The following is a 22,906-nucleotide window of genomic DNA, read 5'->3' on the forward strand; positions in this document are numbered from 1 at the left end:
ATTAGCCTTTCTCCTTTCTTGCTGCCATTATAAAGAATGGCACTCCTATTAGAGCTGTAAATATTCCGATTGGTGTTTCATACGGATTATAGAACATTCTTGCAACAATATCAGAATAAGTTAAAATTACCGCTCCTAGTAAAAAAGAACAAGGTATATTCTTCCTATAATCTTCTCCTAATAATTTTCTTACAATTTGGGGAACTATAAGTCCAACAAATGCAATATTTTTGCCAACGGCTACTGCTGCTGCAGACATTGGTATAATAACAAGTAAAGTTATTAATCTTATTCGTTCTGGATTTTGACCTAGACTTATTGCTACATCATCCCCTAAACTTAACACATTTATTTTATTTGAAAGTAAAATTCCTATTATTAGTCCTATAGTTCCAACTACTGCAACTAATTTAAAATCAGCCCAAGTTGCATTTCTAAAGCCTCCAGCTACCCAAAATGCAATTAACTGAGACTTATTTGATAAAAGTCCTGCAATAGTTGTGAGAGAGATAAAAAATGTACTCATAGCAGTTCCTGCTAGTAGTATTTTTGTGATTGAACTATTATTAGCCTTTTTTGATATAAATCCTATAACTATAATTCCACTAATTAATGCTCCAATCATCGATGCTATCATAACATTTGTAGTAGTTATTGAAATTCCGATTGCATAAAAGATAGCTACAACTAATGTAGCTCCTTGGCTTACACCAAGGAGCGAAGGTTCTGCTATCGGATTTCTTGTAACACCTTGAATCATAGCTCCTGTTACTCCTAAAATCCCACCTGTTAGTAATACAGAAAGTGCTCTCGGAATACGCACATCTCTAATTAGTACAAGATCAAGTTTTTCACTGTAATTAAAGATACTGTGCCATATTTCTGAAATTCCAATTTGGGTAGCTCCTAGACTTACGGCTAGAAACAACCCAATTAATAGAATAAAAATACTACAAACTGTAAAAGTTATTGCACCTTTACTACTTCTTTCCATTTAGCATCTCCATTGCTTCATCTAAAAGTAATTCTCTCCCTACTGAACTATATCCTTGATTAAAGTAAGGTGATGAAGGTAACTTAACAACTTTACCATTTTTCACAGCAGGTAAGCTATTCCATATAGCATTTCCTTCTAAAACCTTTAAATCTTCATCTGTTCCTATAACAAATATATAATCTGCCTTAATTTCTGCTAAACCTTCATAAGTTACTACTGGTAAACTAATGTCACTTTGTTTTGGCATACCTTGAGGCCTACTTAATCCCATATCTCTATATAAGATATTACCAAATCCTGCTCCATCAAATACAAAGAATTGTCCTCCGCTAGCTAAGAAAGAAAGATAAGTTGTATCTTTCCCATAAGTTTCTTTAACCTTATCTCCAACTTCTTTTGCCTTTTTATCATAGTTTTCTAACCAAGTATTTGCAGCTTCTTCTTTATTAAATACTTTCGCTAAAGCCTTAACATCCTCTTTCCAATCTAATGCTTCTAACTTAATCATCACTGTAGGAGCAATATCTCTTAATTGATCATACATTTTTTCTTGTACTGTTGAAATTACGATTAAGTCTGGTTTTAAATTCATTATTGCTTCTACATCCATAGTATCTTGCATACTATAGCCAAGTATTGTAGCATCTTTTAATGTATCTTCTAAATATGTAGGTAGTTTTTTATAATCATATGCATCACTGTTAGCAGTTCCTATTACGTTATATCCTAAAATGGATAAAGTATCACTATTACCACTTAAATCTACTATTCTTTCTGGCTTTTCTGGTATTTCAACCTCTCCTTTAACATCAGTTACCTTAACTGTTTTGGTTTCTTCCTTTACTGTAGAAGTATTCGTACATCCAACGAAAAGCATTGATGTCATACATGCAACTAAAAATGTTTTTAATACTGATTTTTTTGCCATATCTTATCTTCCTTTCAGAATTTATATTCTATCTTTTCTTAACAAAGCAAATTGTACATGATATTCATTATCAATTCAATGTATTCACCTTATTTAATTATTTTTGCATCTTATTTAATTATTTTTGCATCTTATTTAATTATTTTTACTTGTAAAATCAATAATTATTCAATATACTTATATTATTCTAGTCTTAGATATATTGCCTATTACATGCTATTATAATAATTTAAGGCACCATAGAAGGAGAAATTTTATGATCGTAAAATCTAGCAAAGAATTTAAGTCTGCAGTATTAAATAAATTAGGCTTTAACGAAATCAAAAAAGAAAATTACACTTTATATACAAATAAAAATACTCCTGAGCTTGGTTACCTGATTAGTTTTGCAAGGGAAGGATATTATAACTTAGGTATTGCAGACTACACTATTCCTGAGAACTTTTCTTTATCTTTTGCTAATCCTGAACATTTAATGCGTTTTGGACTAGTCTATAAAGGAATTACAGAATTTAAAATTGAAAATAATCCTGTGTCTTCTTTTACGCCTTCTTCTTTCTTTGTTATTGAAAAAGATTTAAAAGGCCATCAAAAATGGAAAAAAGGACAACATTATCATGGAACCGAAATAACTATATATGAAAAATACTTTACTGAGGTAATAAAACCTAACTTTCCAAATATCATTGATTTTGATTCTTTAATTAAAAATTATACCTATACTTATTTGCCTTTAGAAATTGTAGAGATTATTCACCAGTTGCAAAGTCTAGCAAACAAGAATTCTTTAAATAGTATTTATTTAGAAAGCAAAATACTTGAGTGTATTGCTATTTTAATAAATGAAATTACTAAATCTCCGGAAAATGCTTTTACTAATCAAATTAACTATGGAAACATTAATATTGGCAATAACAGAATAATAAAGTTAACTTCCTCTGATATTCATTCTATTCAAAAAGCTCATGATATTTTATCGAAAAATTATTGTAATCCACCCAATATAGAGAATTTGAGTAAATTAGTATTTTTGAACGAACAAAAGTTGAAAGCAGGATTCTCAAAACACTATCATATGTCCATTGGTGAATATACAAATCATATTAGAATGACTATCGCAGCTAATCTTTTATCTACAACAGATCTAAGCATTGAGGAGATAGCTTATAAAGTAGGTTACAATTACTCTGCAAATTTTTCTAAAATGTTTAGAAAGACCTATGGAAAAACTCCATTACAATTTAGAAAAACAAAATAAAAAATTAAAAACCCTTTGTTAATTAACAAGGGTTTTTCAATAATTATCTTAACCAAAATATATATTTTTTAACTACCAAGTAATATTCCAATAATCATAATAAATAGTAATTTGCTTCAAGAAATATATGTATATTTTTACTTATATTCTTCTAATATCTGCGATAAGGTCTCAGTTTCAAATGGCTTCTTAAGATAACTCTTAGCTCCCAATGCCATACATTCATCTTTATAATTTTCATATCCTGATGCAGATATAACAATTACAACTGCTTCTGGATTAATATTCATTATCTCAGTTAATACATCAATACCATCTCTTCTAACATTAGAAATATTTAAATCTAAGGTAACAATATCCGGTTTTACATTCTTAAAACTTTCTAATGCTTCCTCCTTTGTTGATGCCTCAAAAAACATATACAGCCCATCTTTTTTTATTATCTTTTTCAAAAACATTCGCATATATGATGAATCATCAATTATTAGTACCTTCTTCATCCTAGTCCCCCTTTATATCTTTCAAAAATTATTTACTTATTTCCTAAAGTCCATTTAATAAAATAGATTTTTTATTTCACTAAAACCTTTAATACATTTATCTAATTCTTTTCTAACAGCTGCTTTTTCAAGATTTACGGACAACTCATAAATTGAAGTTATTCTTAAAGTTCCAGCAGATCCTTTTAACTCATGAGTCAACCTCGCTACTTTTTCAAAATCATTTTCATTAATGGCATCGTTAATACCTGTCAGCATATCTGGTAGACATTTTATGTAATCTTCAAATATTTCTTTTGCATCATCTTTACTAAGTCCTGTCTCTTCAATAAAGTAATCAATATTATTATTTATTATACTATTATAATCGGCTACAAACTCTCTCTCTTTAGTATTATCTTCTATTAGCTTAAACATAATATCAAAGTTAATTGGCTTACTAATATAATTATCCATTCCAGATTCAATACACTTTTCATAATCACCTGCCATAGCATTAGCAGTCATGGCAATAATTGTAGTATGCTTTTCACTTCCTTCAATAGCCCTTATTTTACGTGTACTCTCATACCCATCCATTATCGGCATTTGACAATCCATAAATACAACATCATAATCTTTTCCTTTCACCGCTTTAACAGCTTCACTACCATTCACCGTTACATCACAAGTCATTCCACGAGATCTCAGCATGCTTATAACAATTTTACGATTCATTTCATTATCTTCAACTAATAAAATCTTAGGTCTTAATTCATCTTTAACCTCGTTAATCACATACTTCTCTGTCTTTTTATCTTCTTTATCTGCTTTTTTTAAATTTAATGCTATTGCAATACAATTTAACAGATCGTCTCTTTTAACTGGTTTAGTCAAATAAGACGAAAAGCCATATTTCTTGGCAGCAATGCCATCTCCTCTTTGAGTTGAAGAAGTTAAAAGTATTAGTTTAATATCCTTTGCAAATGGTATTGTTTTTAATGTAGTTGCAAGTTCATAACCATTCATTCCTGACATTTGATAATCTATAACAGCAATATTTATTTTATTTTCTGTATTTGCATTTGAAAGTATTGTAGTAATAGCACTAGTAGCATCTTCAGCTTCAAATATTTTAAGTCCGGTTTCACGAATATATGAACTAATAACTTTTCTGCTATTACCATTACCATCAACAATCAAGATATTTATATCATTAAACTTTTCGAAATCAAATTTCTGCTTACAGACTCTTTTTCCTATCTGTAATCTCACATTAAATTTAAATACTGACCCTTCACCCAGTATACTCTCAACAGAAATTTCACCACCCATCAATTTAACTAATTCGCTAGATATAGCTAGTCCTAATCCAGTTCCTCCATATTTCCTAGTGGTTGAAGTATCTGCTTGACTAAAAGATTTGAAAATCTTACTGACATCCTCAGTACGAATTCCAATGCCAGTATCCTTCACTTCAAAATTAAGCAAGGCTACTTCATTCTCTTCCTCTAAATAATCAACAGCAACTGAAATTTCACCACTTTCAGTAAATTTGACTGCATTGCTTATAAGATTATTTAATATCTGCTTAAGCCTTGATGGATCTCCAATAACTTCTTCTGGAACTTTAGAATCAATCATTGAATAAAGATCTAGTCCCTTTTCTGTAGCCTGGGGAACATGAAGTGAAACAGAATCTTCAATAGTAGTTCTTAAATTAAATTTAATTTGTTCCATGACTAATTTTTTAGCTTCAATCTTAGAAAAGTCTAATATATCATTGATAAGACATAACAATACATCTGAAACAGATTTGGCTTCACGTATAAATTCTTTTTGCTCTAATGACAAATCAGTTGATTGTAAAAGCTCAAGAAATCCAAATATCCCATTCATTGGTGTTCTTATTTCATGAGACATATTGGCAAGGAATTGGCTCTTTGCAATATTTGCTGCTTCTGCTTGCTCTTTTGCCTTATATAACTCAATTTCTGCCAAACGTTTTTCAGTAATATCTTCAGCAGTGCAAATAAGATATTTAATATTACCTGCTTTATCCCATTGCGGTTTACTCTTAATTTGAAGTATTCTATCTTCACCCTTCCAATTCTTAACTTCAAGTTCCATTTCCGCTGGTTCATTCTGTTGAAACAATTTCCAACTAACTTCAGAAAACTTATTTGCAGTATCTATATCAAATATATCATATAGGTCTTGATATTCTAAATCACTTTTCTTCTTCCCAAAAAACTTTGCATGAGCTTCATTAACAGTGGCATAAGAAGTAACATTTTTCAAAGCCCAAAGCTGAGATTCTGAATTATTAAGCAAAATAGCTTGTCCATTAAGTATTGATTCATATTCTTTTTCCTTTAGCAGCCTTACTCTTGTATATGAAAAAACCTTTGAAATATTTATTAATATTTTGATTTGTTCCTCTTCCCATTTCATAGGTTTTTCTAGACTTTCATAACCTATAAACCCGACTAATTCTTTATCACTTTTTAATGGAATCGCTAAAAAAGATTTTATTTTCTCTATACTGAAAGCTTCTTTCTCAAATATTGCTTCAGAAGAAAGTTCCTCTACACTATCTATTGCGACAAAATCATTATTCTTAATCTTACGAAACAACCATGGAAGAGCATAAACAACTTCTTCTTGCATACTTTCTCTTTTGGGTCTTATACATTCTCTATTCCACTGGCATTCTATTTTCATAAAAGTAGGATCTTTTGAAAAATAATATATATAAACTCTATCTAAGTTAAAAAACAAACCAATTTCTTCTAATGTCTTTTTTAACTCATCATGATAATTAATACGATCTACATCAAAAAACTTCTGAAAAATGTTATTAATTAGTTTTAAATAATCACTAGAATGTCTTATATTCATATAACTTCCTCTATTACTCATAAACTCCCTCCAAAACTTAAATATCACAGTTTTTTATAATAAAAAGAGTTAATTCCGCTAATAAATCAATTTCATAAGGTTCTGAAAGCATATTGCCATCTTTATCATATATAACTTTTACTACAGGCCTCATTGGCATGGAATTATTCTGCTTTACTACCAACCCTTTTTCCTTTGAACTTAAAATAACTCCACTTCCTGTTGGAAAAGCAGCTATATTCATTGTAAATTTTCTCACCATTTCTTCATCAAAATAAATATTACTCATCCCTACAAGATATTCAATAACCTCATATACAGTTCGACATTGCTCCGTGCCTCTACCAGCTATTAAATTATCAAAAACATCACAGATGGATACTATCTTTGCTATTTGATTTATTTCATCACCCTTTAGCTTAAATGGATAACCACTACCATCACTTCTCTCATGATGCATTAATGCAGCTACTTTAACATATGCAGTCCAAACATATTGCTCTCCTAAAAAATCATACCCAACCTTTGGATGCATAAGTTCAATATATTGATCTAATTCTTCCTTAGTCTTAAACTGCGATAAAATTTTCTTGTCATTTAGAATTTTCACTTTACCTATATCATGGAGTAATGCACCTGTTGCTATATCTCTAAGTTTTACCATATTGTATCCCATATGTGTTCCTATTATTGTAGACAACACACAAACATTTACTGAATGTGAATATATATTATTATCACTTGCACTTATTTCAGAAACGTTTGTCAAAACATTTTTATTGGAAAGTACATCTTCAATAACTGAATTTACCGAATTCATAACACTGTTATTATCAGTTTTTCCTTCCCTACAATATTTTTCAACCATTTCCTTAACCGCATGTTTCCCCATTTGCCTTGTCTTTTCAGAAATGCTTTCTTCAATAACTACATTTTTTGACATATCATCGTCAATATATACTGAATTAATTCCAAGTTCTTTAATTCTTTCAATATAATAAGGCCTAAGTTTTACGTTAGCACCAAGTAAAACTCTGCCTGATTCATCATAAATCTGCCTTCCAAGTATTTCATCTCCCTTAAGGCTGGAGACACTGACAATTCTCATATAAACCTCCATAAGTAATAACTACGCTAAAAAATGTCATGCTCTTACCAAGTAGTTAACTAAGAGCAATAAGTATCAATTCTTAATTAAAATATTAGCATATTCCCATAACTTTTACTACATAAGTTCAACATACGTTCCCACTATTATAACAGTGAATATCTTTTAATTTACGCTACCCACTTGAGTAAAAAAGGTCAATATACATTAACTATTAAGATAATATATATTGACCTACTTTACTACTAATATAATTAAACTCACAAAACTATTTTAGTGCCCGTTTTTCATCAAATCTACTACAACAGGATCCTTTGATGCTATGCCTTGTGCCTTTAGCTCCCTAATCTTTTCTTTAAATTGTGGAAGATACTTTTCATGCGCTACTAATAATTCATTTAATACTCCTATCGCTTCACTTCCCTTTTGAACTAATGGATTTATTGTAAATGCCTGCAATGCCATTCCATAATCACCGGATAATGCAGCACTTATTGTGCATTCTTCCATTGCTTTCATAACTTGAAGTTGGCCTTTTTCAAAGGATCCCATCTCTCCCCATGCAATTGGTTCTGCCCCATTAGCAGAAATTAATGAAGAAACTTCAACTATAGAATCCGAATCAAGACAAGGTATAGCCCCATTATTTTCAGTACTTACAACCATATGAATTCTCTTATTATTATATATTGCACTTATACATTCACAAGCTGCGTCACTATAATATGCACCACCACGCTTTTGAAGCTCTTCAGGCTTTTTATTTAAGTCTGGATTCCTATACACTTCAAAGAGTGCTGCCTCTACCTCTTTCATCTGTTCTGCACGAGTTCCACCTTTTTTGAAATCTTCTATACTATGTTCTAGCATCTCTTTTTCTGAATAGTAATAACGATGATATCCACAAGGCAATAAATTTACAGAATGTAATAACTCTAATGAAAATTCAGCTTGAAAGATATTTACTGGAGTTCCCCCTTCCTTTTCGTTGATATGTTCTATTAACTTATCTGTTATCTCTTTTCCATCTTCATCAAAAACCTTATGCCAATGGAAATGATTTAAACCAGCAAACCGATAATTTAATTGTGATAAATCCTTTCCAACAATTTTGGGTTCACTCATCATTGAAACTACTGGAACATTACATAGACCAATACACTTTTTCCATCCAAAATGTTTAATAACTGCTTCTGTAATAATTCCACTAGGATTAGTAAAATTGATTAGCCATGCATCTGGACATAACTCTTCCATATCCTCAACAATATCTTTTATTACAGGAATTGTCCTAAAGGCCTTAAACATTCCACCAGCTCCATTTGTTTCTTGACCTAACATTCCATGCAGGGCTGGTATTCTTTCATCTTTAATTCTTGCATCTAATAATCCTACTCTAAATTGTGTTGTTACAAAATCTGCACCTCTTAATGCTTCTTTTCTATTTAATGTTGTAAACACTTTAACATTATAAGGAGTTGCATCCCACATACGCTGAGCTAGTTTTCCAACAATCTCTAACTTCTCTTTTCCATCTTCTATATCAACTAACCATATTTCACTTATTGGAAGTTCATCGTATCTCTTAATAAACCCTTCCATTAGTTCCGGTGTATAGCTGCTTCCTCCTCCAATTGTTACGATTTTTATAGCCTTCTCCATAATATCCCTCCATAAACTATTTTACTTATAATATATTTATTAAAGTCTTATTCGTCTATAGAAGCATAATATTCTGATTCTTTTTTCTAAATATTATTATTCTAAACATATTTTTTTGAAACTTTCTGAAACTTTCCATTTAAAATATAAAAAGCTCATCTCTTAGATATTTAGTTACTCATTAATCTTTCTGTCGTCAACCACACCAGTAACTTTTTGAATATAATCAATATTTTTTTCATAATCTATTTTAAAAATGCAACTAAAAACAACATCTAGCATATACTGCATTGCAATATGAGATGAAAACTGAGATATTCTATTCCTCAAGTTTTCTCTATCACTTATATACAGATGATACTTTATGTAATTTGGAACAACGCTAGTTCCCACTCTTCCTATCCAGATTACTTCTACTCCATTTTCATGTAACACTTCTACAATAGAAGGTAAAAAAGTTGCTTTTCCAGAATATGATAATATCAGAGCTACATGTTTTTTACTTGATGCAGTTGCTGTACAACGCTGTTCATAAGAGGATCTTGGACAATTAACCATTCTACCAATTGAACGCATTTTATCCTGAAAATTCTCTGCTACATTAATATTATGTGCATGAGTATATATATCAATAACTTCTGCATTATGTAATAATACTACAGCTTTATGCAATTCCTCCACATTAATAGAATTATAAGTATCCGTTATTGAGGCTTCATATAGCTTTAATAACTTTTGAGCTATTATTCCCTGAGTATCATTTGATGCAAAAGGAAAATTAACATCAATTTCTTCTTTCCTTTTCCCATCTTCTACAATATCTTGAACAAGCTTTACTTTAAGTTCATTAAATCCATCAACCCTAATTTTTTTGCAAAACCTATGAATTGCAGATTTTGATACAAAAGTCTTTTCAGAAAGGTCTTGAATAGACAATTTTTGAACTTGTTCTTTATTTCTCAGAATATATTGTGCTAATTGATTTTCTGTTGGGGTTAAATTATCACAGCATTTTATCATATTCTCTATTGTCATAATTATATCTCCTAATTCATTTTGTTTCAGTTTTTCCACTGTGGCTTAGTATTTACAAAACAATATATTTTTCTTTTATTTAATAATAAGTACTTTAAAAGTACAATTCAAGGAAAATTATTTACACTTATAGCTCAGGGCGACTCTCACAGTACATATCAATATAATAAGTATCAAATCTCTTTAAACTCGAATCACGCATAGCCTGAATAAGATCTGCTTCCTTTCCTGCAATCTGTGGTGTGAATTTTGTTCAACTAACTACATCTTCACGTTTTTACTATTGTAATTTCAAATGTTATTGAATCTATTACTTCCTAACGGTATTTTGTTTTAAAACATACTAAAAAATCATCTTTCCTAATTTATATACCTTAGGTAATTTCTTTTTCGATTAAGAACTTGAATTATCACCAAAAATTTTTCAGCAAGCTTCCACTCTCTGTAATGCACCTGCCACCTTCCAATTATTGTTGAATCTTCACCTCTAAATTAATCTAAGGTTTTTTAAAGGAGTGCCGCTAATAATCTTGCGACACTCCTTTTATTTAAACATAACAATACTCACAAATAGTAGTACTTACTTTACAATTTTATTTCTTATAAATAATTATCGTAAATTTATATACTTTTATTAACCAATGTCGATGACATTACCACCATAACAAGAAAACATACAACTACCCTTACAAGGTATACAACCACGTCCTTTTATACTTTCTCCTTTTTCACCGATTTTTTTACTAAACAAATGTTTCATTAAAATCACCCTTTCTATAATAACTTTTTCAATCTACTATTTGCTGCATTATTATGTTAAAAACTAAATAACTTACTCACTTTGTTGTACTATAAAAATCTCAGATGTATTAAAGTCAATCTTACATCGCGCTTCATCACCAATCTTCCAATGGTATTTTTCAGTTATATCAGACATCCATTTTTTATATGCTACTTGATTTTTTTCTAGGTCAGCTACTATTCTGATGTGTAAATCTTTTTTTTCTTCATCCGAATATGGTTGGCTATCCAATGCATCCATAAGCTCCTCTAAGGCCCACTTTCTCTCTAACAGCATTAAAATTTCTTCCCTCTCATTTAGCTTTAGATTCCCTAGTTTTTCTTTAAACACCTTCAACACTCCTAACATTATTTAATAACTTATCAAGAGGATCAATGTAGTCTATTGGTCCAATAATTTCTTCACTAGATATAATTTTTTGTTTGTTTAATTCTAACTGTAGTTCTCTTGATTTGTTTCTTTCAATATTGCTAATTACACACTGTATCTTTGATGGAGTATTTATCTCCCCTGTAAGCTTTTTATTGAGGTATTTGCATCTCCTACAGTGGTAAGCATCACAACTTGAACATATAGGTGCATTCTTTAACTCAAGTAGATAATTATTTTTTATGTGTATTCCATTAACTAAATCACCTATATAGTCGTCAGGGTTGTTAAAATAAAATGCAGCACATATATAAATTTTCCCATTTGGAGCAAGCGTAAATGTATTTTCCCCTGCATCACAATTACACATATCGTTTAAATCCAATCTATCTGTAAGTACATTGATTTCTAAAGGATTTTCATTCTTATAAGTATCAATTACAAAACTTTTAAGGTTATCCAACTGCTCCCTATATACATCTATATCACAAGTAACCCATTTATCTATATTTTCTAATACTACATTTATCCTTGAAACAGCTGGATAGATTTTTCTAACAAATTCATTCAATTTATCTATATTAGCTCTGGATATTAGAAGGATGCAATTTCCTTCAAATCCCGTAGGAATTTTTGTATTATTGTCACATATAACAATTGTATTTTCCGATATTTTATTTGCTTTTCCATCTACAATATTAATCCATTCTGTACTTTCATCCTTTAAGGTTCCTAGTATAACAGGTGTGAAGTTGTTTTTTTCGCAAAACTTCAGTCCTTCATCAAACATCTGCTTGTCCATAACATTAGATGTGTTTCGCCAGTTTCTATATGTACAGTGTGGCGTAATGTCATCTGATGTAATTATCTGCATATATGCAGCATTGGAATCTTCTTCATAGGTCTCCTTCATGCTTTCTCTATATCTTTTCCTTGGCGATACAATTCCCGTAACTTTTTCAAATTTATTCCAGAAATATTCACAAGCTCGAACATTAGCTTTATGCATTTTACAGTTAAAAGTAGCTCTTTGATATATTGTATCTGTATCTGCCGCATCGTAATCAAAACCTGTACACCATGCACAGCCACTTGCTACTTCACAATTCACGCACTCTTCTTTGCTCTGAGACTCTAAATTTAATGCTTGGAAAGGTCTTATCATATCCTGATTTATACCATTATCCATATCCCCTATGCATAAACCCTTATGATTATTTAAAGTAAAATCAAGAAATCTAAGACAAGGAAAAAACCTTCCTTGATAGTCTATTGCAAGCATTTTACCTGCCCCGCAATAATTCTTCTTTAAATCCTCTTTTCTTAAAGGGAATCCTATTGAAGGAGAAAAAAATCTTACTGAATATTCTCTCCATAAATCTTTTTCTAATATATAATCTGCAAGTTCTTTTAACTGATTCTCAAATATCAGATCATCGCCTTCATGCCAAACATCCTCAAACACTACATTTGCAGTAACAGTCTTTATACCATTTTCCCATAAGCTTATAATACTATCCTTAAGATATAAGAGGTCCTCGTGGGCAAAAGTTGACTTAGTTACAGATCCCGGAAATTGCTTTAACCACAAAGGAACATTTTTCATTACATTATCGTATGACCCATCCCCATGAAGATTTACCCTTTGCATGTCATGCTTTATTTTATTTCCGTCAACACTTAACCCTATAGAAAGATGTCCTCTGTTCTTTTTAATATATTTTTGTACTGCCGGAGTATCATATAGAATTCCATTACTTGAGAAATTAAACCTGAAACTATTAAACCAAGGATGGTCAAGTATATACATTTGAAATTTAATATAGTCAGTTATTTGGTCAATCAAATCAATTTCTAAAAATGGTTCACCCCCCACAAATTCCCATACGACAGCTTCTTCATCAAATATCTCTCTATTCTGAAGTATATAATCAACGGTTTTTTTTGCAGTTTCAAAGCTCATTTTATTTTTAGTGTTTTTTCCAGTCATATAGCAGTATTTACATGCAAGATTGCACTCCTCTGTAACTGAAAAAGTTATTGTTTTAGCTAAGCTTTCTTTCCATGATTCTCTCATCTCTCCCATCATAACTTTGCTTTTTGAATTCATAAATTAATCACCTTCCTATTTATCTAAAATTGACCATTAGTAAAATCCCACACACTCATTATTTATGCGAATTTACAAGGTATGACAAACTTCTTTATCACTATAATTTATAGAAACAATTTATCCTTACTGGATTTTTAATCGTTTTCTGAAACACTTTGACAACAATATCCTGGCACATACCCATGCAACTTTCCAATAATCGTAACAGTAAATATTTCAAGGAGAATTATGCGTTCTGTACAGGATGCAAGCGTTACCATTCCAGATTTAAGAACACAGGCCTGAAACCGTATGTGGATAAGAAATAAAGTTTCTGTTGCCAAACTTAATATCATTGCCCACATCAGTTTGCTGACAATAATAGCTGATGTTATCACTCAATCTGGACAGTCCTACTGAAAACTAAAATCAGTAAAACAAACTGCTTGTCCCAAATTGGAATGACCTATAATCATTTTTCGTAAGTTTGAGATTTACGTTAGCTTTCCTATGCCTTAATCTTAACCAGTTCAACCTGTGATAAGACTTCACTTTTTAATCAGGTTGTTTTGCTCATTTTTGAGTTTAATTATAAAATAGAGAACAGTTTTAATGCACCTAATTTTACATTTTAGAACTCTATTTCTATTTCACACGGATTATCGCTTCCACATTTTTTATTATATTACTTTTTTTTACATTGTCAAGTTTATGTTAAACGCAAAATTCCACATTTTTCGAGATAAATAAGGCAACAAATATCTAATTATTATAATTATCAGATTTATTTGACCCGCTCAACTGTGAATACGCAAAGACTATCAATGTTCTATATGAAATAGTAAAATATCGCTTTTACCCATCACGTAAGATTTTGCCACATGTTCTGCCACTTATTCTCATATAAAGATAAGACGCCGAAATCGCAATCAAAGGATTTTGTATTGGCAAATATAACTAACAAATAAATTAAATTATACTAACTTCCATGCCGGACTCTTAAAAGTTTAATTTATGCTAGAAAGCTGTATTTCTACCGTTACTACTGTTTCTATTACAGATACTATTATTACTTGTACAATGTATACACTTCATGCAGAGAAAAATCCATTAATGGTGCTTTAAGGCGACCAAATAAGCTATGAAGAATTCCTATATAGCTTGCTTCAAAAAGAATATGATATAAGACACTACAACCTAATTCAATCAACAATAAAAAGTGCATCTTTCCCTTACAAAAGATATCTAGAAAACTTAGATATTTCAACTCTTCCAAAAGATGCACAGAATCAATTAAAAAGTTTAAGTGTTCTCCAATTCATCAAGGAGGGGGCAGGGCTACTCTTCATCAATATTAGTCCATGCCAATGTTGGGCACACTAAACAAGGACAGTAAGATTAACTTACTGTCCTCTGATAACTTATTTATATTTTATTTTTCATATTATAAAATCATGTGTTTTTTAGAAAAACCTTTGCAAGCCCTCATTCTACCAGCATATTCTTAAGAATATTACCATAAAAGAATATTACCTATTTTCTTTCTAGCTTCACTACATTCTCCATGTGTGTGTAGGCACAGTAAGATGATATTATTCTGCAAAATTATTATATAAACTTTATTTACTAATGATTCTCTTTATATTTATAATTGCCATACATATACCTAAAATTAATATTATAAGACCTAACGCTCCACTATTAAAAATTGATTCATCAGCCTTATTCTCATTTATTACCATCAATATAATTATTAAACTAAAACCAATTGCGTTTAAATAGCTACTAATTTTTTTCAAACCTAGCACTCCCAACATTTTTATTAATATATATATTAAATATCTTTATCTTTCAACTTACTAACAAATCCACTTTCTATTTTAAATAAAAAGAAAGTAGATTCGATCTATGCTATAATATTTTATTACTTACTTGCTTCTACCCAACCATTATCAAAACTGACTTTAAATAATCCTGCAAAAATCAGTCCTCCAACAACAGCTGATGCAGCTATATATTCGTTCTATAGCCGAATTTCCATTGAAACTACCATCATATAACCTATTTATGCGTACCTAAAGCAGCAAAGCTGCTACCCGGTTGTAAGCCCATAGGAGGCTTTGGTTTGGAGTCTTTTGGATTTCTTTTTAAGTATATCCTGCTAGTTTTTTTTGAAAAAGCAAGGGTTTATTTAAAATTGAATGGGTTTATTGGGTTGTTACAATTTTCTTTCTAGCTTCACCACATTCTCCACGTGGCTTGAGAGGACAGAATGAATGTCATTTGAGTATGTTCGTTCTCGGAAACATATCCACTGCGTTTTTAGCACTATCGGTAGACGGGAACATATCCATTCATGATAAAAAATAACGTGTCTAATTGCATAATCATGATTGAGTAGAGTTGTCAAAAGAATAAACATAACGTATTTCAGTAAGTTTTTTTCCTGCAATTTCAATAATGCATTCATCGTCTTCATTGCATCGCCACTTATTCTTCCGGCTGAATCAATACTACCCCCTGCTCTGAGATGACAATAATGATATCACCTGAAGCTGGTATCCCCTTGTTGGAAGTATATCTTTCAAAAAATTTGACAAAACTTATCATCTAGTACAATTTCCATGCCTAAAACCACAATATTAATATCCCTCGACTACTATAACTTCACCTTCTTCAGCAGTTGGGGGTTGAAAATGATCATAATAAGTGGAAGCTGTTTGCTCCGTCAATATGATATCATTTTGATGATTTCCGTTTCTTTTTCGAATACGTTCCATAACAACTTCCTTAGGTGTCTTTATATAATAGATTTTGGGTTCTATGTCGTATTTCTTTAATAATGAAATATATTCATTTCTCATTTCTCTAGACCAAAATGAATAATCGAGAACAATATCAATGTTTTGCATGATAAGTGAAATTAGTTTTTCATCAAGATAGGTTTTAATATCTTCTAAAACCTCCTGAGGTAAAGGATGTTCTTTCAAACCTCGTTTGAATGATTCTTCATCATAAGATAGTATTGTCATCCCAGTACTTTCAAATTTTTTTGCTAGTGTTGATTTACCTGCTCCCGCAGGGCCGCACATTAAAATAACTTTACTTTTTGACAAATTATCTACTGTATTTTTCATTGATATAACCTCCTATAACAAACCAAGAAAACATGACACTCTCCTTAAGCATTATTACCATTCGCTCTTTTCATGATTTCCTGTACTATTGATGTTTTAGCATTCGCATAGTGCTGGACATGCCTCCATTTATTCTTTGCCAAGCTTCGTTTGACTTGTGCATATTTGTCCCGATCAGTATCATTAGTCCGCAACCAATCACGGAAGCGTAACATTCTATCAATCTCTGATGTGCCCAAACTGAACACATGCAGATTAATATCGGTATCCGGTCCTTTAAACAAACGATGCTCAAACCAGTCAGGTTCTCGAATCTGTAGCACATATCCGGCCGCTTCCAACACTGGAACGTAGGATGACTCATCAGCAGAATCCTTAACAACCAACAGTATATCGATGATTGGCTTTGCACAAAGCCCAGGAACCGAGGTTGAGCCCACATGTTCTATTTGCAACGCTTTGCTGCCGAGTACTGAATGAATCCGGTTCGATTCCTGCTCAAACAATTCAGGCCAACTTGAATCGTATTCAACAAGAGTGATCGGTGCATTGTGCGGCTTAAGCTCACCAACCGTATTCTTTTGCAACTCATCATCCGTTGTAGGCATGGAGGTATTATTAGATATCATCTTATCGCACTCCTTTGCTGCTTATTATCTAGGGTTAAACTTAACTACTATTTTTTCTTTGCGATATAAAATATATAACTGTAATAATCTACTACTAATCTAAAATAAAGCGATTATAAGCTATCCTTTTTCCTGTGTTTGTTTTAAAGTTTTCATCTATACACTTTTTTATCTTTTCCTGTTCTTTTTCTTTATCCATAACTGTTAAATTTTCAAGCAAATCAGCTTCCCATTGTATTTGAAAATCAAGTCCATCAATTTTAGATGGAGTATGATGGTTGCCTATTATAAAGCATATTCTATCAATATTTTTGTTATAGCCTACCTTTTTTAATATTTCTTTCGCTACTGCTGGTCCTTCCTTTTCTTGATAGACACCATCAATAGAACCGTATTTTTTTTGTGCTTCAACCGCACCAATATCATGTAGTATAGCAATAATACTAATGAATTCTTTTTCTTCCTCTCCGATATTTTCTCCTTTCATTATATCTTCTGCATTTTTCAAAACTTTGAGAGTATGCTCTATGCCAAAAGGAATTTCTTTGAATACTTCTTTCATCTCTATAATAATTTTTTCTTTAAACATAAATTACCTCCATTTATACCTTATAGGTGTTTTAGTTCTATCTATCCACTTTTTTGTTCGCCGATACAATCAGCATCATGGGACGGCGCATTTCATCCTGCATCCCCGGAATATCCATCATGTTTTCCGGCGGCTGCGGCTCCACAATCTGATTTATTATAAAACCATTTGAAAGCAGTGTATTTAGATATGTGGTCAGTGTTCTATGATATTTTGTAACCTTTTCTCCCAAAAACACAGCTGTCCGTTTGCCCTCATAATAATAATTATCCACCGGAAAATGCAGTATTTCTCCTTTTTCGTTATAATGCCAGTCTTGTGTTCCATAGGCAGTAAAAACAGGATGTTCAACCGTAAAAACTAGCTTACCACCAGACTTCAGTATTCTATATATCTTTTTTACTAAAATCTCATAATCTGCTACATAGTGAAACGCAAGTGAACTTAATATTACATCAAAACTCTCCTCTGGGAATTCCACATCTTCTATAGCACAGCATTTATATTCAACCTGTGGAAAATGTGTTTTTTCTTTGGCTACCTCGAGCATTTTATGAGAAATATCAACACCTACAACAGAAGAAGCACCGTGTTCCATCGCATAAATACAGTGCCATCCATAGCCGCATCCTAAATCAAGCACACGCTTATCTTTAAAATCCGGCAGCAGCTTTCTCAATGTTTCCCATTCTCCTGCACCGGCTAGTCCCTGCTGTGAGCGACTCATTTGACTGTATTTTTGAAAAAATATATTATCATCATATTTGTTTTCTTTCATCTGAATTCCCCTCGTTTAAAAAGTTATTTATCTCCGTTGCAATTTTTTTCACTTCTTTATAAAGCTTCTCGGTCATATCGTAGCATTCAAAAAGTGAAAGACCGAGTACTTCAAAAATATGATTAACCCTTTCGGCATATTTTTCAGGTTTATATTCAAAAGTTTCAAGCAGTTTTATAGCTTTCTTTTCGTTAATGCAATAAGCATTATTGCATGCAAATAGTACTTGATTTAAGCATGAAATAATACGAAAAACATGGCCTGCAATATAATATTTATCCTCTGCTCCCGCATTTGCTTTTACAAACATTAAAGAGAACTCTGCTTCAAATATAAAAAAGTTTATCAAGCTCTTCTTTAGAGCACCAGGGTAAATTTCTGCCTGATTTTTTAATTCGCATAAGCTTTCATTCTTAGCATATTGTATCTTGCTGATCGCCAATTCTCCACGATACATAGCACTTATATAACCATGGGGATGCCCAGTCTGATAATTGGCAGTAACAATTCCTTGCTCCGTATCTTTGATTATTTGTTCCACCCGTTTTATATCACGTAAAATCAAGTCAACATGATACCCGTTTATAACTAACCATCCGCCGCCATTAACCCAATCACCCCACGCTCCGGGAGGTACAACAAGGTCGTTTCTATTCTCATCATCCAATTCTGTAGCAATTTGATTAATCGCTGTCAGGTCAAATGATTCTGAATTGTAATAGATTCCGATATCTATATCAGAATCCTCTGTATGGGTGCCTCTTGCACGTGAGCCCCCTAATACAATGCCTTCTATGCAAGGCAAAGAAGATAATTTCTCTGTTACTATTTGAATTACATTATCTACCATACGAACACACTCCTTTTATCGATTAAAGACAAAATACTTGTCTCCTCTCTTTTTCTTTCCGTAGTTCTTCGGGAAGTAATCCTTCCCGAGCTGCCAAACATACTGGTCGATTTGCTTCAGGCTAAATTTATCCAAGCCATAGAAGGCACGGAAATCAATCAGTATACCTTTGAATTTAACATAGTCTTTCAAATCACCATCTTGGAAATCTGAGAAGCTATCACGATTTCTAAAATAGCGAAGTACCTCATCGACGTAGCTGTCATAAATCGGATAATCAAGTGGATTGTGATGGCTACAATACTTTGTGGCAAAGGAGTAAAAACTCTTCTCTGTATCACCGATAGGTACATACTGGATATCTCCAACAAGAGTAACATCACCAGCCTTAAGCCTCGCATCAATATCCAAAGCGCATATGTGCTTAGCTACTGGATAGATTGAGAAAATATTCGTACTATAAAAATCATTAAGCGTTGATGCCTTCAAAAGAACATCGATTATGTCTGTATTCTTCGGGCATAGCTCAAAGAACAGTTTATTAAGTGCATCCTCCTGCAGGTGGTAGTTCTCAAGGCCATCCCACTTAGCAAGATAAAACTCCACCTGCTCAATTGATGGATCAGGAACATCAACATCCATTTTCTTCTTACGAGTATATGTACGATTAGCAGTATTTTCATGCTTGGGCGTTGATCGCTCGGCAGCTCCATCAGAAGCTAAGAGTAAACGGAACCTTCTTAGATGAGACAAGTAACTATTAACAAGTGATTTAACATTGCCGGTCGAATTCTCAGAAAGAGCCTTTATTAAGGAATTCTTCGCCTCATTCTCGAAATCAGTAGCAGTCACTGTATTCCAGAACAGGTCTTTGCTCCCTTTCCTCCAAAGGTAGAAGGTGTCTGTGTAAGCAGTATTGATTGTTAACTTTGAAATGTTCTGGCTATATAAGAATTCTCTGTATAAAGAACGCAGTTCATCATATGATAAATCTTTCATTTTGTTTATATTCAAAGTCAAACCCCCTTTACTTTACTCTTTGCTCCTTTTAATTACAAAAACTCGATTTATATTTCATCAGTGTATCTTCTACCTCGTGCCAAATTGTTACCGTTTCACCGTCATCCTCAAATACTTTACCGTGACTTTTAGGTCCATCCAACTTCATCTGTGAGTAATTATTCTTAAAAGTGGGCACATACAGTTCTGGGTTGTTTTCGTCACTGCATAAACGCTCCATCATATTTATGGTAGCACGACCTGTGGCAGCCACTGCCTTAAAATAAGCACGAATGATTTTGTGGTTATATTGATTCGGCTTTATAGCCCATACTGGGATTCGTTGATTTGCTTTTCCGTAAAAATCCTTGTTTGTATCTTCATTCTGTTTTGCTACAGTTTTTGGGTTATAGGCTTGTGATGCCTTTTCAAAAGTTTTTGCAATATACCAACGCATACAACTTTCCACTGCAGCATCTTTTGTTTCATTTGTTAAATTCAATGCGATGCAGAATTTTTCATACACATCTGCATCTACTGTAAAGGTCACGCTCTTACTCAAAGTTTACACCTCCGCTATTACTCTATAGAAAATTATACCACTAATTTATATTTTGTAAATACTAATATACTAATTTGTATTGACTCATAGAAGTAATATGAAAAACACCCTGCATTTCCGGCAAGGTGTTAGATTCAAATAACATTTTTCTTTTCATTTCAATTTTTAACGTCTATACTAATTCCAGACTTAAATTCCACCTCAACCCTGTTAGCGTGGATCGTTACCTTTTCAATAAGCCACCTTACTAACTGCTCATCATATTCCTCCAACTCGCAGGATTGTTCATTTAAGAAATCCGTCATCTCAGCGATGCGTTGCCTTTTCCCTTCTCGCTCTGCACTTTCAACCAGTGCATTTTGCTTTAACTCCCGAAGTCGATAAATTTTATCAGCTACATCTTCATAGTCGTTCTTGGATTTTGCTTGTATAAGAAGCTGCTGCTGTAATTCTTCCAATTTGCTATCGATGTCATCAGTGGCATTATCATTTCCTTCATTAAGTATGGCGGCTATGTTTTTTTGTAACGTTGAGAGGAAGGGTTCTTTGTTAGCCAAAAGTTCGTTAATAGCCTTGACCACTGCTGTCTGCAATATTTCCTCGTTTATGGTAGGGGCAGTACATTCAGATCCTTTTTCCTCCAAGCGGCTGACGCATCTCCAAACAATAGACTTGTAACCTCGGTTATTCCAATGTACCCGTCTGTAAATATCACCGCACTGTCCGCAGTAAACAATACTCGATAAAGCATACTTGCTGCTGTAAACTCTCTTTTTACCGCCTTTCCCGCCACGAAGGTTGGCTCTTCGAACCATCTCTTCTTGAACCTGCATAAAAAGGTCTCGTGGAATGATAGGCTCGTGGCTATTTTCTACATAATATTGGGGAACGATGCCGTTATTCTTGACTCGCTTTTTAGAAAGGAAATCAACCGTATATGTTTTTTGTAGAAGGGCATCACCGATGTACTTTTCATTCTGCAGTATCTTTTTCAGTGTTTCTGGCCTCCATTTGGCTTTTCCCGCCGCTGTAAGAATCCCGTCTGCTTCTAGTCCTCTTGCTATCTGTAAAAGGCTGGCTCCTTCTAGGTACTCCCTGTAAATCCGTTTAACAACCTCAGCACCCTCTGGGTCAATCACTAGTTGCTTGTTTTCATCCTTGGTGTATCCAAGGAAACGCTTGTGGTTGACCTGAACTTCACCTTGCTGATATCGATACTGAATACCCAGCTTAACGTTCTGGCTTAAGGATTGGCTTTCTTGTTGGGCAAGGGATGCCATGATAGTTAGCAATACTTCACCCTTGGAATCCATGGTGGTGATATTCTCTTTTTCAAAGAATACAGCGATGTTTTTATCCTTTAATTGACGAATGTATTTAAGGCAGTCCAACGTGTTTCTCGCAAATCGGCTGATGGATTTTGTAATGATCATGTCAATATTTCCTGCCATGCACTCTTCGATCATGCGGTTGAATTCATCACGCTTTTTGGTATTTGTACCTGTGATGCCGTCATCCGCAAAAATACCTGCCAATTCCCATTCCTTGTTCTTCTTAATATAGTTTGTATAATGCTCTATCTGAATTTCATAACTTGAAGCCTGCTCCTCACTATCCGTTGAAACACGGCAGTAAGCAGCCACTCGTATTTTGGGTTTGCTTTCACTATTTTTATTATTTCCGACTCGCTTAATTGCCGGAATGACTGTTACATTCCTACTCACTGCCACT

21 protein-coding genes are annotated in these 22,906 nt (G+C 32.6%); 2 read left to right on the forward strand and 19 right to left on the reverse strand.

Annotation, left to right across the window (positions count from 1 at the left end):
• Nucleotide 1 precedes the first annotated feature (1 nt).
• Nucleotides 2-994, reverse strand: coding sequence for a FecCD family ABC transporter permease (locus tag H9661_RS06600; protein ID WP_143315947.1), 993 nt, complete (start codon nucleotides 992-994; stop codon nucleotides 2-4).
• Complete coding sequence (locus H9661_RS06605; protein WP_143315948.1) at nucleotides 981-1,925, reverse strand: ABC transporter substrate-binding protein; 945 nt, start codon at nucleotides 1,923-1,925, stop codon at nucleotides 981-983. Before H9661_RS06605 ends, H9661_RS06600 begins: the two co-directional genes overlap by 14 nt.
• Before the next feature lie 256 nt (nucleotides 1,926-2,181).
• Here H9661_RS06605 and H9661_RS06610 point away from each other — a divergent pair, with 256 nt between their 5' ends.
• Nucleotides 2,182-3,183: a helix-turn-helix domain-containing protein gene (locus H9661_RS06610; protein WP_143315949.1), complete on the forward strand. Its 1,002-nt coding sequence runs from the start codon at nucleotides 2,182-2,184 to the stop codon at nucleotides 3,181-3,183.
• A gap of 137 nt (nucleotides 3,184-3,320) precedes the next feature.
• Here H9661_RS06610 and H9661_RS06615 read toward each other — a convergent pair whose 3' ends face one another.
• The 8 genes from H9661_RS06615 to H9661_RS06645 form a co-directional block, all read right to left on the reverse strand.
• Nucleotides 3,321-3,683, reverse strand: coding sequence for a response regulator (locus tag H9661_RS06615; protein ID WP_143315950.1), 363 nt, complete (start codon nucleotides 3,681-3,683; stop codon nucleotides 3,321-3,323).
• Nucleotides 3,684-3,737: 54 nt separating this feature from the next.
• Complete coding sequence (locus H9661_RS06620) at nucleotides 3,738-6,584, reverse strand: response regulator (RefSeq protein ID WP_191767983.1); 2,847 nt, start codon at nucleotides 6,582-6,584, stop codon at nucleotides 3,738-3,740.
• A 16-nt stretch (nucleotides 6,585-6,600) separates the two neighbouring features.
• Nucleotides 6,601-7,671 carry an HD-GYP domain-containing protein gene (locus tag H9661_RS06625; protein ID WP_191767984.1) on the reverse strand — a complete coding sequence of 357 codons (1,071 nt, stop codon included), beginning with the start codon at nucleotides 7,669-7,671 and terminating at the stop codon, nucleotides 6,601-6,603.
• 273 nt (nucleotides 7,672-7,944) lie between these two features.
• Nucleotides 7,945-9,333: a 6-phospho-beta-glucosidase gene (locus H9661_RS06630; protein WP_143315953.1), complete on the reverse strand. Its 1,389-nt coding sequence runs from the start codon at nucleotides 9,331-9,333 to the stop codon at nucleotides 7,945-7,947.
• A 174-nt stretch (nucleotides 9,334-9,507) separates the two neighbouring features.
• Nucleotides 9,508-10,368 carry a MurR/RpiR family transcriptional regulator gene (locus tag H9661_RS06635; protein ID WP_143315954.1) on the reverse strand — a complete coding sequence of 287 codons (861 nt, stop codon included), beginning with the start codon at nucleotides 10,366-10,368 and terminating at the stop codon, nucleotides 9,508-9,510.
• Nucleotides 10,369-11,002: 634 nt separating this feature from the next.
• Nucleotides 11,003-11,128, reverse strand: coding sequence for a hypothetical protein (locus H9661_RS19845; RefSeq protein WP_279232044.1), 126 nt, complete (start codon nucleotides 11,126-11,128; stop codon nucleotides 11,003-11,005).
• Between the two features lie 72 nt (nucleotides 11,129-11,200).
• Entirely contained in the window at nucleotides 11,201-11,518 is a 318-nt protein-coding gene (locus H9661_RS06640; RefSeq protein ID WP_143315955.1) for a CXXX repeat peptide modification system protein, read from the reverse strand.
• Nucleotides 11,493-13,649 carry a radical SAM peptide maturase, CXXX-repeat target family gene (locus H9661_RS06645; RefSeq protein WP_143315956.1) on the reverse strand — a complete coding sequence of 719 codons (2,157 nt, stop codon included), beginning with the start codon at nucleotides 13,647-13,649 and terminating at the stop codon, nucleotides 11,493-11,495. The genes H9661_RS06640 and H9661_RS06645 overlap by 26 nt, the downstream gene beginning before the upstream one ends.
• Nucleotides 13,650-14,765: 1,116 nt before the next feature.
• On the opposite strand from H9661_RS06645, the gene H9661_RS20065 reads away from it, so the two are divergent.
• A complete protein-coding gene (locus H9661_RS20065; protein WP_423738979.1) occupies nucleotides 14,766-15,014 on the forward strand; it encodes an ATP-binding protein in 249 nt (82 codons plus the stop codon).
• A 236-nt stretch (nucleotides 15,015-15,250) separates the two neighbouring features.
• On the opposite strand, the gene H9661_RS06650 is transcribed toward H9661_RS20065, so the two are convergent.
• The 9 genes from H9661_RS06650 to H9661_RS06690 form a co-directional block, all read right to left on the reverse strand.
• Nucleotides 15,251-15,430 carry a hypothetical protein gene (locus H9661_RS06650; protein ID WP_191767985.1) on the reverse strand — a complete coding sequence of 60 codons (180 nt, stop codon included), beginning with the start codon at nucleotides 15,428-15,430 and terminating at the stop codon, nucleotides 15,251-15,253.
• An 843-nt stretch (nucleotides 15,431-16,273) separates the two neighbouring features.
• Complete coding sequence (locus H9661_RS06655; protein ID WP_074441034.1) at nucleotides 16,274-16,768, reverse strand: P-loop nucleotide/nucleoside kinase family protein; 495 nt, start codon at nucleotides 16,766-16,768, stop codon at nucleotides 16,274-16,276.
• Nucleotides 16,769-16,812: 44 nt separating this feature from the next.
• Nucleotides 16,813-17,397: a GrpB family protein gene (locus H9661_RS06660; RefSeq protein ID WP_074441033.1), complete on the reverse strand. Its 585-nt coding sequence runs from the start codon at nucleotides 17,395-17,397 to the stop codon at nucleotides 16,813-16,815.
• Between the two features lie 94 nt (nucleotides 17,398-17,491).
• Complete coding sequence (locus tag H9661_RS06665; protein WP_032541186.1) at nucleotides 17,492-17,986, reverse strand: HD domain-containing protein; 495 nt, start codon at nucleotides 17,984-17,986, stop codon at nucleotides 17,492-17,494.
• A gap of 37 nt (nucleotides 17,987-18,023) precedes the next feature.
• The gene (locus tag H9661_RS06670) at nucleotides 18,024-18,764 is read right to left on the reverse strand and encodes a class I SAM-dependent methyltransferase (RefSeq protein ID WP_032541185.1); all 741 of its coding nucleotides are present in this window, start codon (nucleotides 18,762-18,764) and stop codon (nucleotides 18,024-18,026) included.
• Nucleotides 18,745-19,614 carry a nucleotidyltransferase domain-containing protein gene (locus tag H9661_RS06675; protein ID WP_007897428.1) on the reverse strand — a complete coding sequence of 290 codons (870 nt, stop codon included), beginning with the start codon at nucleotides 19,612-19,614 and terminating at the stop codon, nucleotides 18,745-18,747. Before H9661_RS06675 ends, H9661_RS06670 begins: the two co-directional genes overlap by 20 nt.
• Before the next feature lie 15 nt (nucleotides 19,615-19,629).
• The gene (locus H9661_RS06680) at nucleotides 19,630-20,628 is read right to left on the reverse strand and encodes a PD-(D/E)XK nuclease family protein (RefSeq protein ID WP_079764933.1); all 999 of its coding nucleotides are present in this window, start codon (nucleotides 20,626-20,628) and stop codon (nucleotides 19,630-19,632) included.
• Between the two features lie 34 nt (nucleotides 20,629-20,662).
• Nucleotides 20,663-21,175, reverse strand: a complete 513-nt coding sequence (locus H9661_RS06685) for a hypothetical protein (RefSeq protein WP_067424354.1) — start codon at nucleotides 21,173-21,175, stop codon at nucleotides 20,663-20,665.
• A gap of 158 nt (nucleotides 21,176-21,333) precedes the next feature.
• Nucleotides 21,334-22,905, reverse strand: coding sequence for a recombinase family protein (locus H9661_RS06690; protein WP_163200637.1), 1,572 nt, complete (start codon nucleotides 22,903-22,905; stop codon nucleotides 21,334-21,336).
• Nucleotide 22,906 lies beyond the last annotated feature (1 nt).

Source organism: Clostridium cibarium (assembly GCF_014836335.1).
Taxonomy (GTDB): domain Bacteria; phylum Bacillota; class Clostridia; order Clostridiales; family Clostridiaceae; genus Clostridium; species Clostridium cibarium.